19 protein-coding genes are annotated in these 17912 nt (G+C 37.4%); 15 read left to right on the forward strand and 4 right to left on the reverse strand.

Going from position 1 to position 17912, the window contains the following annotated elements; all coding sequences use genetic code 11:
* Positions 1-300 precede the first annotated feature (300 nt).
* The 6 genes from IGJ87_RS00555 to IGJ87_RS00580 all read left to right on the forward strand — a co-directional run bounded on the left by IGJ87_RS00555 (position 301) and on the right by IGJ87_RS00580 (position 6645).
* Positions 301-657 (forward strand): iron-sulfur cluster biosynthesis family protein, encoded by a 357-nt coding sequence (locus tag IGJ87_RS00555; protein ID WP_002287910.1) that lies wholly within the window; start codon positions 301-303, stop codon positions 655-657.
* A 9-nt stretch (positions 658-666) separates the two neighbouring features.
* Positions 667-1566 carry a metallophosphoesterase gene (locus tag IGJ87_RS00560; RefSeq protein ID WP_104876501.1) on the forward strand — a complete coding sequence of 300 codons (900 nt, stop codon included), beginning with the start codon at positions 667-669 and terminating at the stop codon, positions 1564-1566.
* A gap of 375 nt (positions 1567-1941) precedes the next feature.
* Positions 1942-3261, forward strand: a complete 1320-nt coding sequence (locus IGJ87_RS00565; RefSeq protein WP_002292716.1) for an IS1380 family transposase — start codon at positions 1942-1944, stop codon at positions 3259-3261.
* Positions 3262-3767: 506 nt separating this feature from the next.
* Entirely contained in the window at positions 3768-4502 is a 735-nt protein-coding gene (locus IGJ87_RS00570; protein ID WP_317727405.1) for a WxL domain-containing protein, read from the forward strand.
* Between the two features lie 76 nt (positions 4503-4578).
* Positions 4579-5751 (forward strand): IS256-like element IS1542 family transposase, encoded by a 1173-nt coding sequence (locus IGJ87_RS00575; protein WP_430609613.1) that lies wholly within the window; start codon positions 4579-4581, stop codon positions 5749-5751.
* A gap of 321 nt (positions 5752-6072) precedes the next feature.
* On the forward strand, positions 6073-6645 hold the full coding sequence (locus IGJ87_RS00580) for a helix-turn-helix domain-containing protein (RefSeq protein ID WP_353975137.1): 573 nt from the start codon (positions 6073-6075) through the stop codon (positions 6643-6645).
* Here IGJ87_RS00580 and IGJ87_RS00585 read toward each other — a convergent pair.
* Positions 6639-7811 (reverse strand): IS256-like element IS1542 family transposase, encoded by a 1173-nt coding sequence (locus tag IGJ87_RS00585; RefSeq protein WP_104775442.1) that lies wholly within the window; start codon positions 7809-7811, stop codon positions 6639-6641. The two genes, IGJ87_RS00580 and IGJ87_RS00585, sit on opposite strands and share 7 nt — an antisense overlap.
* Before the next feature lie 148 nt (positions 7812-7959).
* On the opposite strand from IGJ87_RS00585, the gene IGJ87_RS00590 reads away from it, so the two are divergent.
* Positions 7960-8874: a hypothetical protein gene (locus IGJ87_RS00590; protein WP_353975129.1), complete on the forward strand. Its 915-nt coding sequence runs from the start codon at positions 7960-7962 to the stop codon at positions 8872-8874.
* Between the two features lie 92 nt (positions 8875-8966).
* Here IGJ87_RS00590 and IGJ87_RS00595 read toward each other — a convergent pair whose 3' ends face one another.
* The gene (locus IGJ87_RS00595) at positions 8967-9701 is read right to left on the reverse strand and encodes an MIP/aquaporin family protein (protein WP_002290500.1); all 735 of its coding nucleotides are present in this window, start codon (positions 9699-9701) and stop codon (positions 8967-8969) included.
* A 325-nt stretch (positions 9702-10026) separates the two neighbouring features.
* Between IGJ87_RS00595 and IGJ87_RS00600 the strand changes: the two genes are divergently transcribed.
* The 8 genes from IGJ87_RS00600 to IGJ87_RS00635 all read left to right on the forward strand — a co-directional run bounded on the left by IGJ87_RS00600 (position 10027) and on the right by IGJ87_RS00635 (position 16495).
* Complete coding sequence (locus tag IGJ87_RS00600) at positions 10027-10437, forward strand: CidA/LrgA family protein (RefSeq protein WP_002294274.1); 411 nt, start codon at positions 10027-10029, stop codon at positions 10435-10437.
* Positions 10430-11131 carry an LrgB family protein gene (locus IGJ87_RS00605; protein WP_002294273.1) on the forward strand — a complete coding sequence of 234 codons (702 nt, stop codon included), beginning with the start codon at positions 10430-10432 and terminating at the stop codon, positions 11129-11131. Before IGJ87_RS00600 ends, IGJ87_RS00605 begins: the two co-directional genes overlap by 8 nt.
* Positions 11131-12717 carry a helix-turn-helix domain-containing protein gene (locus tag IGJ87_RS00610; RefSeq protein WP_002327551.1) on the forward strand — a complete coding sequence of 529 codons (1587 nt, stop codon included), beginning with the start codon at positions 11131-11133 and terminating at the stop codon, positions 12715-12717. The genes IGJ87_RS00605 and IGJ87_RS00610 overlap by 1 nt, the downstream gene beginning before the upstream one ends.
* An 18-nt stretch (positions 12718-12735) precedes the next feature.
* A complete protein-coding gene (locus IGJ87_RS00615; protein ID WP_002290506.1) occupies positions 12736-12957 on the forward strand; it encodes a DUF2829 domain-containing protein in 222 nt (73 codons plus the stop codon).
* Positions 12954-13715 (forward strand): 3-oxoacyl-ACP reductase, encoded by a 762-nt coding sequence (locus IGJ87_RS00620; RefSeq protein ID WP_002325191.1) that lies wholly within the window; start codon positions 12954-12956, stop codon positions 13713-13715. Before IGJ87_RS00615 ends, IGJ87_RS00620 begins: the two co-directional genes overlap by 4 nt.
* Positions 13716-14002: 287 nt before the next feature.
* The gene (gene tnpA, locus IGJ87_RS00625; protein ID WP_002287522.1) at positions 14003-14407 is read left to right on the forward strand and encodes an IS200/IS605-like element ISEfa4 family transposase; all 405 of its coding nucleotides are present in this window, start codon (positions 14003-14005) and stop codon (positions 14405-14407) included.
* 16 nt (positions 14408-14423) lie between these two features.
* Positions 14424-15572 (forward strand): IS200/IS605 family element RNA-guided endonuclease TnpB, encoded by a 1149-nt coding sequence (gene tnpB / locus IGJ87_RS00630; RefSeq protein WP_002287525.1) that lies wholly within the window; start codon positions 14424-14426, stop codon positions 15570-15572.
* Between the two features lie 413 nt (positions 15573-15985).
* Entirely contained in the window at positions 15986-16495 is a 510-nt protein-coding gene (locus tag IGJ87_RS00635) for a QueT transporter family protein (protein ID WP_002319451.1), read from the forward strand.
* A 74-nt stretch (positions 16496-16569) separates the two neighbouring features.
* Here IGJ87_RS00635 and IGJ87_RS00640 read toward each other — a convergent pair whose 3' ends face one another.
* The gene (locus tag IGJ87_RS00640; RefSeq protein ID WP_002297145.1) at positions 16570-17109 is read right to left on the reverse strand and encodes a biotin transporter BioY; all 540 of its coding nucleotides are present in this window, start codon (positions 17107-17109) and stop codon (positions 16570-16572) included.
* 139 nt (positions 17110-17248) lie between these two features.
* Positions 17249-17860: a 30S ribosomal protein S4 gene (gene rpsD, locus IGJ87_RS00645; protein WP_002294265.1), complete on the reverse strand. Its 612-nt coding sequence runs from the start codon at positions 17858-17860 to the stop codon at positions 17249-17251.
* Between the last annotated feature and the right edge of the window lie 52 nt (positions 17861-17912).

Genomic DNA, 17912 nt, shown 5'->3' on the forward strand with positions numbered 1-17912 from the left:
GTTAATAATCCGTGAACAAAAAGTAATTCTTTTTCCAATAGTTGTTAAAGGTTTTTTATTTTTTATAGTATTTTTTGTTATTTAAGAAAGGAATAAGGTTAAACAAATAACAGGTTGCTTTTTGGGTCTTTTTCCGTTCAAGAAACTGAACGAAGAAAAGGGAAAGTTGTCTCTTTTGTGATAAGAGAAATCATAATAAACGAATGACTTACTTTCCAATAAATTGAGAACAGTCAGAACCAGACAAATTAGTTGCATCTGATGAATAAAGTGATTATTCTATGACATGAGGTGATACAGATGAAATTAGAAGTGACAAAAGAAGCACAAGAAGTATTGAAGAATAAATTAGAAGCAGACGATCAACTTTTATTAGATATCGAAAACGGTGACGGTCCATTTGCAGAAAGCCAAGTCAGTTGCCAATTGGACACGGCATTTCGATTGATCATTGTCAAAAAAGATACACAAACAGATCTAAGTCTTTATTCTGTAGTGGCTGATACACCAGTTGGACCAATCAAAATCAAAGACAGTGCAATACTTTACATGGATGATCCATCCACACTTGCTTTAGAACCAACTTATAATAGTTTACAATTAAAAGGACCAAGCGGCTTGAGAAAAGGCAACTTGCAAGTTGTTCGAAAAGACTAGAGGGATAAAATGGGAAAATTGGCGATCATCAGCGACCTACATGTGGACATCAATAAATTCGGCGAATCAGAGCTGATGCAGCTTTGGCAAGTTTTGCAAAAGCACAAGATCACTCGGCTTCATCTAGCCGGAGATACGGCTAATAAAGTAGACCGTTGCCTAGCTGTTGTCGAATTTTTCGTCAATAAAGGATTATCTACGACATTTCATTTCGGCAATCACGAGTTGGCAGATGTGCCCAATGAACAGATGATGGACCATTTTCCAGACCCACATTTTTTAAATGAACGGTATATTGCTTTAAATGAGCAGACCGTTCTTTTAGGGATGAATGGCTGGTACGACTATCAGTTTTCCGAATTGAAAGATTACGAGGCAATCGTACGAATGAAGCGTTTGTATTGGTATGATCGGTTCATCCAGCGTGGGAAAACAGATCTCGAGGTCAATGCAGAAATGCTTGCAGCTGCAAAAAATTTGCTAGACCAGCTGGAAGCAAAAAAACTTGAGGTGATTTTATCCACTCATTTCGTTCCTAAACGGGCATTTATCATGTATCAATCTGCTCCTTATGAGCGTTGGAACAAATTAAATGCGTTTTTAGGATCAGAATCATTCGGAAAATTACTAGATCATTACTCAAATATCAAACAAGTAGTTTTTGGTCATACGCATCGGCGGTTCGAAGATCAGTTGATCCATGGAGCAATTTATAGTTGTCGACCATTCGGTTATTATTATGAATGGCAACTGACTCGTGATTTTGTTTTGAAAGAACAGTTGTTAGACAGCTATGATCCTATGAAATTACGTGTACTCTTGCGTGCCCATCGTCCGGCCTTTCAAGGCTATCAAACACAACATTTGCAAGAGGAATTTGAACAGGCGATGACAATCGTTCCGTATTGAGACAGCATTAGTAATGTGTAAAAGAAAATACCTTGTAAAACATAAGGATAAGTAAGAGCAGTAGATCCATTTATCGTGGATATGCTGCTTTTTTTGTGGAAAATAATCAGCGAATGTTTATTTGATCGGATGATTTGTAACTCGCAGAGTACTAGATGCAAGCGTTTATTCTTTTTTTGAACGATAATCACAAAAAAAAATATAATATACATTTTTTATTCCTGAATAATTCATACTTTGACTTCAAACCGTCTGAAACTGCCTAACAGCAGTCTTCATTTACTTTTTCATTTTCACCTGTTAAGTGATGCAAAAAGAACCCCATTCTGATATGGTAAAGGTGTCGAAACCAACCATAAGAAAGGAGTTCTTCTCATGACTAGCTTACACAAAAACCAGGTAAAATTCAATTCAAATTTGACTATTTCACATACAGGTGGTCGCTTATCGAGTGATTCGGGTTTGGTCTTAGTTAAAGAGGTGATGAATACCTTCGACTTTTCACACGTAGCTAAACAGTGGCTCCATATTAAAGACAAACGTGTTTACTTCACACATGATAACTTAGCGATATTAGAACAACTCATTATGCAGTTAATTGCTGGGTACTCGGCAGACTCATCAGCTAATCTATTAAGACAGGATCCAGTCTTTCAAGCTGTACTCGGTAAAAAAGAGTTGGCCTCACAATCGTCAATCTCACGGTTTTTAGATCGTTTCACCGAGGAGAACATGGATCAACTCCAAGCATTAAATCAGTCGCTGATTGATAAAGCGCGTTTGATTCGCAATGACACCGAGTTAATCATTGATGTCGATTCCACACATTTGGATACCTTTGGACGCCAAGAACAAACAGATTATAATGCCCATTATCAAACCTACGGCTATCACCCATTAGTTGCATTTGACGGATTGACCGGAGATTTCCTAAAAGCTGAACTGCGTTCAGGCAATCAGTACACGTCTAAAGGGGTAAAAGCCTTTATCGACCCGCTGTTACACCACTACAAGAGCACGTTACCTCATACCGAGATATTGGTTCGGGGTGACAGCGGCTTCGCCACACCAGAGGTGTATGAATCTTGTGAAGCAACTGAAAGCCAGTACGTTATCCGATTAAAGAGCAATCGGAGGTTAAGTCAGTTAGCTGAACACTCTGTTCTTTATGGGGATAATAAAAAATGGGAAGACCGAGAAATACAGTATTTTTCACTCCCTTATCAAGCACAATCCTGGTCAAAACCCCGTCGCGTTTGTATTCGATCAATCCGTGAAGCAGGAGAGCTTCTTTTTCACCACGCATTCATTGTGACGAATCTATCCGATAATGTCTCGCCTGAAGTCATATTCTCTCTTTACGGCAAGCGTGGAACAATGGAAAATTTCATCAAAGAAGCGAAATCAGGCTTTTATTTTGACAAAACAGATAGTCCGCGTTTCCTGGAAAATCATGTCAGAATGATGATCAGTGTCCTGGCTTACAACCTCGTCAATTTTTTAAAGACCATTGGATTTGAACAAGTGAATCGGGGGATGACGATTCATTCTATACGATTGACATTGCTTAAAGTTGCCGGAAAACTCGTTAAAACAGGTAGACAAGTCTATCTCAAACTGTCGAGTTATCATGTGTATCAAACTGAATTTTATAAGGTTTTTGAACGCCTACGGCGATCTAGGCAATGGATTTAGGCTAGTTATCGTAAAAATTTTTAACCTATTTTTCCAAGGGGTCAGTCTGCCCTTAAATAGACAAATAATTTTTATTATAGCCTTCTTCCGTATATATCCTGTTCGAAAACACATTATTTTGGAAGAATGTATCTGCCTAATTTAAATGTAGGCACTTTGTTCAAAAAAATAGCTTAAATTTAGAGCTATGAATTATTCAGGTTTATTTAATTATAATTAATATTGATTGAAGTCTAGGCAGTCAAGTCACATTTTGATAGATAGGAGGGGGACTTACGAATTATTTTAAAGGCTATGACAGCTGTATTTCTAGATTGTGTTTGCATCAAGTTGCAATAAAAACTAGAAATCAAATCGGGCTGATAATCATTTATAACTAATCGATACATAGGACCAAATATAGGTCTATGTTCTTTTATTTCATAAGTATCGTAAAACAGAATTTTGCTATGGATTAATCCAATCGACTGATATGTTTAGTAAATAAAGAAAGAGGAATGTCAATGATGAAAAAAGAAATCGTATTAACAGCAACAACGATGTTATTCAGCATGGTAGCAAGTACGACTTTTGTTTCTGCAACTGAAGTATACCCAAAGGAATATAACACAGAAGGAACGATTACATTTGAAGCAGGAGATGAGGGTGTAACTCCTCCTGTTGATCCAGAGAATCCTGATCCCAATAAACCTGTCGATCCATCAGATCCTCCAAGCCCTGGAACAGGAGGGGCATTATCGATTGATTATGGATCAAAATTCAAATTTGGGACTCAAAAAATTTCTACTGCGGATAAAACGTATTATGCAGCTGCTGATGTGATGAACGATGGGTCTAGAAAACCGACATATGTCCAAGTGACAGATAGGAGAGGTACCTTATCTGGGTGGAAATTAAGTGTCTCTCAACCAGAACAGTTTAAAACTGCCAGTGGGGATGAACTAGTTGGAGCACAGCTGAAATTTACGAAAGGGCAGGCTGTTTCTTTGGTTGATCCAACATATACGCCGCAAACGGTGAATTCTGAATTAACGTTGACACCGGGAGGAAACAATACGTTAGCAATTAATGCTAAATCAGGAACAGGTGTGGGGACTTGGGTCTATCGATTTGGTGCAAATGAAAATGAAAATCAAGATGCGGTACAGCTTTCGGTACCCGGTAAATCTGTCAAGTTAGCGCAACAATATTCCACTAAATTAGTTTGGACATTAGAAGATAAAGTCCATATAATTGTGTAAAAGATAAAAGGCCATGTAACAGCCCTTTTACGGTACAATGTTTTTAACCACAAAAACATACCCAGGAGGACGTTACATGACCCAAGTACATTTTACACTGAACAACGAAGAGGTTCAAAGTATTATTGAACATTCGGTAAAAGATGATGTTTCTAAAAATATTTTAACCACTGTTTTCAACCAATTGATGGAAAATCAACGAACAGAATATATTCAAGCCGATGACTATGAACGTTCAGAAAGTCGTCAGAGTCAAAGAAATGGCTATTATGAGCGAGACTTTACGACTCGTGTGGGTACACTCGAATTAAAAGTGCCTAGAACACGTGATGGTGAATTTTCACCGACGGTGTTTGAGCGTTATCAGCGAAATGAAAAGGCACTGATCGCTTCAATGCTTGAGATGTATGTTTCGGGCGTTTCGACACGTAAAGTTTCAAAGATTGTTGAAGAGCTATGTGGAAAATCTGTATCGAAATCTTTTGTTTCTAGCCTGACTGAGCAGTTAGACCCGATGGTCAACGAATGGCAGAACCGTTCACTCTCAGGTACGAATTATCCTTATCTGATGACTGATGTTCTCTACATAAAAGTCCGTGAGGACCATCGAGTGCTTTCTAAAAGCTGCCATATTGCGATCGGGATAACAGAAGGTGGCGACCGTGAAATCATTGGCTTCATGATTCAAAATGAAGAAAGTGATGACACATGGTCCATCTTCTTTGAATACTTAAAAGAACGCGGCCTAAAGGGGACAGAACTCATCATTTCTGATGCCCATAAAGGCCTAGTGTCTGCGATTCGTAAGTCATTTACCAACGCAAGTTGGCAGAGATGCCAGGTCCATTTTTTAAGAAACATCTTCAGTTCCATTCCAAAAAAGAATTCAAAACCGTTTAGAGAAGCAGTAAAAGCGATCTTTAAGTTTACGGATATTGAACTCGCTCGAACAGCTAAGAATGCCTTAGTCGGTGAATATATCGACCAGCCTAAATATACAAAAGCCTGCGAAATATTGGATAATGGCTTCGAAGATGCCTTTCAATACACGGTTATCGGAAATAGTCATAATCGGCTAAAAAGCACCAACCTTCTTGAACGACTGAACCAGGAAGTCCGCAGAAGAGAAAAGATTATTCGGATTTTTCCCAACCGAACGTCTGCCAATCGATTAATTGGAGCTGTCCTTATGGACCTTCATGACGAATGGCTCAGTTCTACAAGAAAATATATTAAGTTTGATCAATGAGAGACCGGTAAAACATTGTATAGTATTTTACACAGGATTATGGACTTGACTATGGTTGTTGGGCTCTTTTTATAATAATATAAAATATACCATTTTATTAATAAAAATGCATACTAGTAAATGATATAATTCTTATAACAGGTTTGATCGCGAGAAAGGCCAAATAAAACGCTCTCCAAAATGTTAAAGAAAGACAGGACGATGTATATTATACAAACAAGAATCGCTGACAACAGTGACTCGGATCCAGGAAATCAGTTTTATCCCCAGCTAGTTGGTGAATGCATGGAAAGTAATATACGTAGAAAGAGCTGATGACTAATGAATTATGAGTTTTTTTTAAGCAAAGAAGATCACAGAAGTTATTCATTACTTAAATATTTAGAAGCAAGCTCAAATTTATCAGAGTCAATATCGAATGTTCAAGAAGAGTTGTCGCTATCGACATTTCTCTTGAAAAAAACGATCGATAAGCTGAAACATGATTTACAAAAGTTCGATCTAGAGAAAAATTTGCGAGTAACCGTCAGTGAATTGGATATATGTCTGGAAATTAATGGAAAATGTTCTAGCAAAGCTCTGTTATCTCGTTATATAACGGATTCTTTATCTATGAAAATGGTATTGGCTTTCTTTCAGGAAAAATATATCTCAGTAGAAAATTTTGCTAAACAGCATCACGTGAGTTATTCTGTGGCTTATAAAGTATTACAAAGACTAAAAAGAAATCTAAAAAAATATCAAATTTTTTTTGAAAAGAGAAAGTTGACAGGGAATCCTAAAAACATTCGGCTTTTTTTATATAATCTTTTTAACTCAACAGAGATAAGTTTTGTAGTCAAGTCCATAATCCTGTGTAAAATACTATACAATGTTTTACCGGTCTCTCATTGATCAAACTTAATATATTTTCTTGTAGAACTGAGCCATTCGTCATGAAGGTCCATAAGGACAGCTCCAATTAATCGATTGGCAGACGTTCGGTTGGGAAAAATCCGAATAATCTTTTCTCTTCTGCGGACTTCCTGGTTCAGTCGTTCAAGAAGGTTGGTGCTTTTTAGCCGATTATGACTATTTCCGATAACCGTGTATTGAAAGGCATCTTCGAAGCCATTATCCAATATTTCGCAGGCTTTTGTATATTTAGGCTGGTCGATATATTCACCGACTAAGGCATTCTTAGCTGTTCGAGCGAGTTCAATATCCGTAAACTTAAAGATCGCTTTTACTGCTTCTCTAAACGGTTTTGAATTCTTTTTTGGAATGGAACTGAAGATGTTTCTTAAAAAATGGACCTGGCATCTCTGCCAACTTGCGTTGGTAAATGACTTACGAATCGCAGACACTAGGCCTTTATGGGCATCAGAAATGATGAGTTCTGTCCCCTTTAGGCCGCGTTCTTTTAAGTATTCAAAGAAGATGGACCATGTGTCATCACTTTCTTCATTTTGAATCATGAAGCCAATGATTTCACGGTCGCCACCTTCTGTTATCCCGATCGCAATATGGCAGCTTTTAGAAAGCACTCGATGGTCCTCACGGACTTTTATGTAGAGAACATCAGTCATCAGATAAGGATAATTCGTACCTGAGAGTGAACGGTTCTGCCATTCGTTGACCATCGGGTCTAACTGCTCAGTCAGGCTAGAAACAAAAGATTTCGATACAGATTTTCCACATAGCTCTTCAACAATCTTTGAAACTTTACGTGTCGAAACGCCCGAAACATACATCTCAAGCATTGAAGCGAGCAGTGCCTTTTCATTTCGCTGATAACGCTCAAACACCGTCGGTGAAAATTCACCATCACGTGTTCTAGGCACTTTTAATTCGAGTGTACCCACACGAGTCGTAAAGTCTCGCTCATAATAGCCATTTCTTTGACTCTGACGACTTTCTGAACGTTCATAGTCATCGGCTTGAATATATTCTGTTCGTTGATTTTCCATCAATTGGTTGAAAACAGTGGTTAAAATATTTTTAGAAACATTATCTTTTACCGAATGTTCAATAATACTTTGAACCTCTTCGTTGTTCAGTGTAAAATGTACTTGGGTCATGTAACGTCCTCCTGGGTATGTTTTTGTGGTTAAAAACATTGTACCGTAAAAGGGCTGTTACATGGCCTTTTATCTTTTACACAATTATATGGACTTTATCAGTTTTGTGGAATTGTATACGCTACCTATAATTATAAAAACAGAAAAAATGTTAAAAGATTTAAAACAGTATTATCCTCTGTCTGCTTATGAAAAAAAGAAATTATTCCACTTTTTAGCAATCAACCTGTTGGCTGAACAAGCTGATTCTTTAGATATTGCTAGCAATCAGTCGCTATTTTTTTCGGATATAGGATTTTACCACTTAAAAGGAGTATTAGGAGAAAAATCCGTTATTTTTATCAATAAGACACTCTCTTGGCTTTATCTTCATGATAAATTGGATCAAAAATACTTGAGAAAAAATGAAGATGAAACAATCGAATGGTTGAATGAACGATTCATTGAAAGTTTTGAAAATCAGTTTAATCTGTTGCGAGAAGAGACGAGCCAATTGATCCGAAGAGAGTTAACCAAAATACATTTTAAACTTTTGCATTACACTATTAATAAAGCTGATGAATTTCCACTTGATGTTTCTTTTTTTAGAGAAAACTATCCAGCATTTTATTGCTATTTGATAGAGTATATAAATGATCTAACGTCAAAACGCAAAGAGTTGCTTCAAGATAAATTTTTTCTTTTTTTCAGTTATTTATTATTATTGATCAATCACATACCCATTCAACTGATTTCTGAACCAGTAAAGATCATCATCGATTTTTCTTATGGTGCTGCCTATAATCAATTTATCAAGAAAAATTTAAGCTTGTACGTTAATCTGAACACGGAAGTGATAGAGGCAGGAAAGCCTGAGTTCCCGGATGTTATAATCACGAATAGGAATAATCTATATGAAGAAAGTGCATCTCAAGTAGTGGTTTGGCTCGATCCGCCAAGAGCAGTAGACTGGGGGAATCTTACAAAGATTTTGTTGACTATCCAAGAAGAGAAATACAAAGACAGCAAAATTGACAAGCAAATAGACGATTTTCCTGAAGAAATCATCGACAGGATCGAATAGTGAACTTCTTTTAGAAAGTCCGACTGCTTTTTCTAAAAATAAAAAAACTTGGTACGCAATCGCTGTACCAAGTTTTTTTATTTAGCTTTTGATTAAGCCATAAATAATAATTTATATAAGAATACTGCTACGACACCAGCACAGATAGGTGCTACAACTGGTACCCATGCATATCCCCATTGAGAAGAACCTTTATGTTTCAATGGAAGAAGTGCGTGTACAAGACGTGGAGCAAAGTCGCGGGCTGGGTTTAGTCCAGGACCTGTAGGACCACCAAGTGAAGCAACTAATGTCCATACAAGGAAACCAAGTGCTAAGTGAGCTGTACCAAGATTATCTTGGAAGAATGGTGCTTTTGTAATACCTAGGGCACCAAAGAATAAAACGAATGAACCAAAGAATTCATTGACGAAACCATTGAATTTAGAACCAACGCTGTTGATTGTTGAGAATGTACCTAACACATGGTTCACGTCTTCTGTTTGGTCGTAGTAAGGTTTGTAACAAGCTACTACGATCAATTGTCCAATCGCTGCACCAATCAATTGTGCAATGATATAAGGAACAACTTCAGCCCAAGGGAATAGACCATTAGATGCTAAAGCAATTGTAAATGCTGGGTTGATGTGGTTACCGCTGATTCCACCAAAAATCATTGCTGGCATCATAACCCCGAATCCATACCCGACAGCAATCAGCATCCAGTCACTGCCATATCCTTTTGTACCTTTTAAATCTACGTTTGCTACAGCACCGTTACCTAGAACGATTAGTAATGCTGTACCAATCATTTCCGCCGCAAGACGGGTCATTAGTGAGTAATCCATAAATACCTCCAAAAGTTATAAAAATGCAAAAAAAAAGAAACATCAACACGAAAAGCATCGGTGCAGTGTTTCGTGTCGGAAGGATTTCTGCAGTCTTAACAAATGTGAATAAAAAAATGAATTCCATTACTTATAAGAAACCAGACCAACAGTAAAACTCCAACTCTTTTTAAAAGTTCTCCACAAATCACCAAGCTTAACTATAAATATACCAAAAAAAAAACGTTTTTTTTCTCAAAAATTGTATCTTAGAAACAGCATGTTTTGAAACTTTCAGAAAAGGTTTGTTAGTAAAATGAAAGCTATACGTAAGGAGTGTTGTTTGATGAAATTTTTTCAAGAGTTTTTCATTATTATTTTCTTTTCTGTATTAGGAGAAGGCATACGGATTTTTGCTCATTTACCTATTCCTGGAAGTATCTTAGGTATTCTTTTTTTATTTTTAGCATTTGAAATGCATCTTGTTGATCCTGAAAAAATCGGAGCAACTGGTGATTTTTTATTGAATAATCTAGCTATTTTATTTGTTCCTGCTGGTGTAGGTTTATTGGAATATTTTGATGATATTGCTTCGATATGGCCTGTTTTACTGGGAGCAGTCGTCGTGTGTTCCATCGTCACGATGGTTGCAGCGGGAAAAACGGCAGAAGGTGTAGAAGCTTTGCTGGGCTATGTCCGTAAGAAAAAAGCAGGAAGGGTATCTGTAAACGAAATGGAGGAAAATCAAATTGACTGAGTTTTTTGTGAATCCACTATTTGGCTTAAGTTTGACTTTAGGAGTGTATGTATTATCTGATAAATTTTTGCGGAAATATAAACTGCCTGTTTTGAATCCTCTCGTATTATCGATTGTTGTTATTATCTTATTTTTGCATTTTTCTGGGATCAGCTATAAAGACTATAATATCGGGGGCAATTTTTTGACTATGCTGATTACTCCTGCGACAGTGGCACTTGCCATCCCTCTTTATAAAAACTTCCGTTTACTGAAAGAGAATTTTTATCCTGTAATGGCTGCGATTTTAGCAGGAATAGTCGCAAATTGCTTGGTTAGTGTAGGGTTCGGTTACTTCTTCTCTCTTCATAAAGAGATGGTGATCTCATTACTACCTAAATCTGTAACGACGGCTATTTCTGTCGATTTATCTCATACGATGGGCGGGGTGAATGCCGTGACACTTGCTATTGTTGTCTCTACAGGTATTTTTGGTTCGCTGATCGCCACTCATATTTTCCGCCTATTCAAGATCGAAAGTCCAGTTGCTCGCGGTGTGGCGTTAGGAAGTACTTCTCATGCTATTGGTACAGCAAAAGCAATCGAGATTGGCGAAATAGAAGGAATCATTTCCGGACTTGCGATATGCGTCAACGGAATATTGACCGTTTTATTGCTACCGTTATTCTTTCAGCCTTTTGCTGGCTTGTTTTGATGCGAAAACCACTATTTTATGCTACAATAACCAAAACGTTCGAGCATAAAAAAGGAGGGAAAGACGTGTATTTGTCTTCCGAGTATCTTAAACAATTTGATAAAGATCTATATTATAAGATTCTCCTCCTAGAAAGTTTTGAGGATCAAGCTTGGCATACCGCTGCACAATTAGCGCAAGTTGTTCAGCTGGATGCCCGCAGCGTGTCGAAATATCTGAACGAGCTGTCTAAAAACTATCAGCAGTTTAGCGGTAAGACACACCCTTTGTTTACAAAAAATCACCGTTCTGGTTATAACTTTTATGATACGCTCGATTCAATTGAACATGAGCGTTTTTTGATCTATCTCGTGCAAAGTACGCTGAAATTCCAGTTGCTGCACGACATTTTTTTTGAAGAATTCCATACAATGTACCAATTTGCGCAAAAGCATTACATTAGTGAATCTACTGCTCATCGAAAAATCAATGAATGGAAACAGCAACTGCAAACTTACGGAATTCGGCTGCAACGAGGTACATATATCGCTCAAGGCGAAGAAGAAATCATTCGACTTTACTTGCATATGACATTCTGGCAGTTGTTTCGAGGGAAAATCTGGCCATTTGAAACGATTTCTCAAATGGACGTAAAGAATATGGCAGAACATATCATGGCTTTTTTTAATGTTCGTCTGAACGAGATCAAAAAAAGACGATTGGAATACATGCTAGGTGCCTTTTTTTTAAGAAAATCACAGAAGCATTATGTTGTATTGAATGAGAAAAAAAGACGGCTGATTTCTGACAATCTGTTGTTCCAGCGATTTTGCCAAGTCATGGAGCCGGTATTTCCTAATTATTTTCAAGTAGAAGACGAGTTAGGCGCATTATTTCTTGTACTGATGACTCGTGAAGAATATTATAGTGATCCTAAGATACGGAAGAAAATTTTTGATTTTCATCAACAAGCAAAAACACCGCCCTTTACAGCCCTTTCAGAAGCAAAAGCCGCTCTTTCTCTTTATCAGGAAGAGCAGGGGCTGCTAGCAGAAAATCTAACCTTCGAGGCAGAAAACTATTTATTCAGCAGTCATTTTTTCGCCTATCTTTTTCCTAATGCGAAAGAAACGATTGATGGCAATAGTAGTGATTTTATTAATCATTTAGTTATTGAAAACAAGGAATTGAAACAATGGCTCGTACATTTTTTTGAAAGTAGACACAAACATCCCAATCATCTGGCATTTAAAAATCATGCGTTTTTGATGGGTCGGTATCTGACTGTGTTTAAAACATTAGGAGCCTTTACTCCACAGCTTCCAAAGATCACGATCCTTTTAATGACAGATTTCCCATTATTTGAAGAGCAACTGTTAGAGGAGGGATTACGGACATTTTTCCGTAATGAGTATCAGCTGATTTTTCTGCCAACAGATTATCGGGGGAGAGAAGTTGATCTTCTGATTTCGACAAGTAAAGTCCACCGCAAACCATGGGCGGATCTTGACTATTTTATTGTGACTGAAGAACTAAAATTAATTGATTACATCCAACTATCTCAAAAATTTGAAATGATTCAAAAACAAAAACTATTAAAACAATAACAAAGAAGGAGAAAAAAGATGACATTTGAAGAAATTTTACCAGAATTGAAAAAAGGTGCAAAGATTATTCGTAAAGGATGGAGTGGATTTGAACTTTATGTTGTTCTCGTATCCGATGATGAATTTGATGGCTGTCCGGTGACGCCGTACTTATTGATCAAAACAAGTGACGAAGGTTTTTCCAGCTTCGCTCCTACAGTTTGTGATATTTTAGCAGATGATTGGGCGATCGTAGAATGAAAAACCAGTATCCAGATCTAGCTAAACAGGTTGTATTTATCACAGGAGCTGCTTCTGGAATTGGTGCTGCGCAAGCCCGAGCGTTTCTTGAACAAGATGCTTTTGTATTTGGATTAGATCAAAAGTTCGGTAAAATGGAAGAACTTTCTTTGCGATTTCCTGAAACTTTTGCCTACGCACTAGGTGATGTTCGACAAATGAAAGAACTCCAACAAGCGGTATCGAAATGCCAAAATCATTTTGGTGAAGTTACGATTTTACTGAATACAGCGGGGATATTGGATGCCTACAAACCCTTGATGGAAACTGACGAATCGCTGTGGGATCTTATTTATGAGACGAATGTGAAAAGCATGTATCAGCTGACAAAAATCATCCTTCCTGATATGATCCGCCAAAAAAGCGGAACGATCATCAATATGGCTTCGATTGCTGGCTTGATTGCTGGTGGAGGTGGGATCGCTTATACAAGCGCGAAACATGCGATTGTCGGATTTACCAAACAACTCGCTCTGGATTACGCAGGACAGGGTATCCGAGTAAAAGGAATTGCTCCAGGAGCCATCCAAACACCAATGAATGCGGCTGATTTTGAAGGGAAAGGTGAGATGGCAGAGTGGGTGGCAAATGAAACACCAGTCAAGCGATGGGCACAGCCGGAAGAAGTAGCTGAGCTGACGTTATTTCTTGCCTCTCCTCAAGCAAGCTACATACAAGGAACGATCATCCCAATCGACGGCGGATGGTTGTTAAAATAACCTTGTGTTTTTTTCAAGCTTCTGTATGATAAAACTAAAGAGAGAAACAACGGTTGATGATAAAAAAAGTCGATGACTGTTCCCGACATTCGATGCCGAACAGCCAGTTCAAAAAATTCTTTTTAACAGAATTAGGCAGAAGTCGCCCATCCTCTATAGGTGGGTGATGAATGCCGTTCGGTATGAGGGTTACCGTTGGTAACTCGAAGACCGACAACTAAGGCGTATTGCCTTTTTATTTTGTCCCATGTTACAATCAGTCTATACAAGAAATGAGTTGATATAACATGGAATTAGATACAAATAATCATTCAGTATTTCTTCTTTATTACCACCTTGTTTTAGTAACGAAATATCGTAGACAAGTGATTGATGATGAAATATCTGATTATGCCAAAACTACTTTTGAAAGAATTTCAGAATCGTATCACATTACTTTAGTGGAGTGGAATCATGATAAAGACCACGTTCATATTATGTTCAAAGCTCAACCTAAAACAGAATTGACAAAATTCATCAATGCCTATAAAAGTGCCAGCTCAAGATTGATAAAACGTGACTTTCCAAGAGTCAAACAATTTCTTTGGAAAGAAATGTTCTGGTCTAAAAGCTTTTGTCTTCTGACAACTGGTGGCGCACCAATTGATGTGATTAAGAAGTATATCCAAAATCAAGGAAACAATCATAAATAGAAAGTAGGTGAACTTTATGGAACAACTAAAAGCATACAAATTCAGAATCTATCCAACAGAGGAACAAGAAATCTTCTTTGCCAAATCTTTTGGTTGTGTCCGTAAGGTCTACAATCTAATGCTTGATGACCGAAAAAAGGCGTATGAAGAAGTTAAAAATGATTCTTCTAAAAAAATGACTTTTCCGACACCAGCTAAATACAAGAAAGAATTTCCGTTTTTGAAAGAAATTGATAGCCTTGCTTTAGCCAATGCCCAACTTAATTTAGATAAAGCATACAAGAATTTTTTTCGGGATAAATCCGTTGGATTTCCACGTTTCAAAAGTAAGAAAAATCCTGTTCAGAGTTATACAACGAATAATCAAAATGGTACAGTTGCTTTGATTGATAGTAAATTCATCAAAGTTCCTAAATTGAAGTCATTAGTAAGAATTAAGCTTCATAGACAACCAAAAGGGATTATCAAATCTGCTACAATATCACGTCATTCTAGCGGTAAATACTATATTTCTTTGTTGTGTAAAGAAGAAATTATCGAATTACCTAAAACTAATTCCACAATTGGTATTGACTTAGGTATTATGGACTTTGCGATTCTTTCTGATGGACAAAAAATTGATAATAATAAATTCACGTCCAAAATGGAAAAGAAACTAAAGCGTGAACAACGCAAATTGTCTAGGCGTGCTTTATTGGCTAAAAATAAAGGTACCAATCTATTTGAAGCTAAAAATTATCAAAAACAAAAACGCAAAGTAGCTAGATTGCATGAAAAAGTAATGAATCAACGTACTGATTTTCTGAATAAGTTGAGTACAGAAATGATCAAAAATCACGATATTATCTGTATTGAAGACTTAAACACAAAAGGTATGTTGCGAAATCATAAATTAGCTAAAAGTATTTCTGATGTTTCTTGGTCAAAGTTTGTGACTAAATTACAATACAAGGCTGACTGGTATGGACGAAAAATCATCAAAGTAGATAAATGGTTTCCGTCTAGTCAGATTTGTTCAGAGTGCGGACATAAAGATGGCAAGAAATCTCTTGAAATTCGAGAATGGACTTGTCCTGTTTGTCATACTCATCATGATCGTGATATCAATGCTAGTATCAATATTCTGACCGAAGGTCTAAGACTACATTCTATGGGATTGGCTTAGATCCAATCATCAAGAACCGTAGGAACTACGGGGATAGCTTGGTAAATAAGAGACACCGCTGTTAGTAAAGAAATACGCTATCAAGTATGCTCTATTCCCAAGAAGCTCCCACTTCAAGCGTTAAGAACCGTCAGGTTTAGCTAAGTGGTGAGTAGTTCACTAATCGTTAATATTCGAAACTAAGCGGCTTTTCACGACCTCTTGATATAAACGTTATTCAAAAGCTTGCAACTGCGGTAACAAGTCCAGCCAAATGAAAAATATAAGGAGCTATTTTTATTTGACCATTCTTATTACTTGTTGCAGGGCAGCTTTTTCACTACCTTCTGCGACACTTCAGTTGGAATTTTCTTCCCATCCTTTGGTCGCGGTCATTACCAAGATAAAATTATCTTGCAAAGGAGAAATAGAACATGGAAAAAAATAATACCCGTTCAGCCAAACGCTGGACAACGACAGATGTGACTCGGATGGCGCTAGTCACTGGTTTATATGTGGCAGTGACGCTGGTTTTGTCTGTCTTTAGCTTTGGAGTGATTCAGATTCGTCTCTCGGAGATGTTCAACTATCTGTCCTTGTATAACAAAAGATACATCGTCGCGGTAACAGCGGGAGTAGCTTTGGCTAATATTGCTTCTCCTCTTGGACTGATAGATGTTGTAGTAGGAAGCGTCAGCACGCTGCTTGTATTGCTTATCAACTATAAAATCACTAGTCGCATCAAAAACATGAAAATCAAAATGGCCGTGACAGCATGCGTATTTGCTTTTTCCATGTTTACAGTAGCTGGTCAGCTAACGATTTTATATCAACTACCTTTTTTCTTGAATTGGTGGGTGATTGCTTTAGGAGAATTGGCATCAATGATTGTCGGTGGGATAATTATTTATTGGATCGGTAAAAAAGTGGATTTGTCAAAATAAAGATCTGTTTAATTTAAAATAGGGCAGCATGGAAGAGACTGAATGTTGAGTCTTCTTCCATGCTGCTTTTTTGATTAATTTGTATGAAGAAATCGATTTAGCCGTTTTTTCATCAAGATACCGATATAAGCTGCTCCAGTTGCCTTGATTGCTTCCGGCAGTAAAAACGGCAGTAGTCCACTGGCAAATGCAGTTGTAAAAGTAAGATCACCACTTATTTTCAGCCAGATCGTTCCGCAGATCAATGCAGCAAGAGAGCCCATTAGATTGGCAAAGATTGCATATAAGTAATGAGCATCCGTTCTTTCGATCATCCAACCAGTTATCCACGTTTGTAAGAGAAATCCAATCAAATATCCGCCAGTTGGCCCAAATAAAACAGCTATACCTCCAGTCATCCCTGAAAATACAGGAAGACCAATCAAGCCAAGTAAAAGATAAACTCCAACAGATATCAATCCTAGTTTTCTTCCGAGAAAAGTTGCTGTTAATCCAATAGCAAATGTTTGCCCTGTCAAAGGAACCAAACCAAAAGGAATGGTCATCTGAGAAAGGACAGAAATAATCGCGGCAAATTCCGCAGCAAGTATCAATTCTTTCAATGTTCGGTTCATAACGCCCTCTTTTCGTTAACTTAATATTTTTATTTGGTTAACGAAATTGTAAAACAAAGTGATTACTTTGTAAATAGAAAATATAAAAAAAGACCAGCTATCCAATAGATAGCGGTCTTTTTCAAGAAAGCTTTTGAAATTATAAGCTTTGGTTGTAGTATTCAACGACAAGAGCTTCGTCGATTTCTGGATATAGTTCGTCACGTTCTGGTAAACGAGTCAATGAACCTTCCAATTTTTCAGCGTCAAAGCTTACGAATGCTGGGCGTCCAACAGTTGCTTCTACAGCTTCTTTTACTGTTACGATGTTTTGTGATTTTTCACGAACTGAGATCACTTGACCCACTTCTACGTGGTATGAAGGGATATCAACGCGTTTGCCATCAACTAAAATGTGACCATGGTTAACTAATTGACGTGCTTGACGACGAGTCGTTGCAAGTCCTAAACGGTAAACAACATTGTCTAAACGTTGTTCTAGTAAGATCATGAAGTTAACACCATGTTTACCTTCTTTGATTTTGCTAGCTTTTACGAACAAGTTACGGAATTGACGTTCGTTCATTCCGTACATGTGACGAAGTTTTTGTTTTTCAGTTAATTGCATGCCGTATTCTGATTGTTTGCCACGGCTGTTAGGTCCATGTTGACCTGGTGCGTAAGGGCGACGTGCTAATTCTTTTCCTGTGCCTGACAATGAGATGCCTAAGCGACGAGAAATTTTCCATGATGGTCCTGTATAACGAGACATTAAAATTTCCTCCAATGAATATAAGTTTTTGGAGTAAAATAATCCGTTGAAA

The organism is Enterococcus sp. DIV1411a (assembly GCF_050531945.1).
In the GTDB taxonomy this organism is placed as follows: domain Bacteria; phylum Bacillota; class Bacilli; order Lactobacillales; family Enterococcaceae; genus Enterococcus_B; species Enterococcus_B faecium.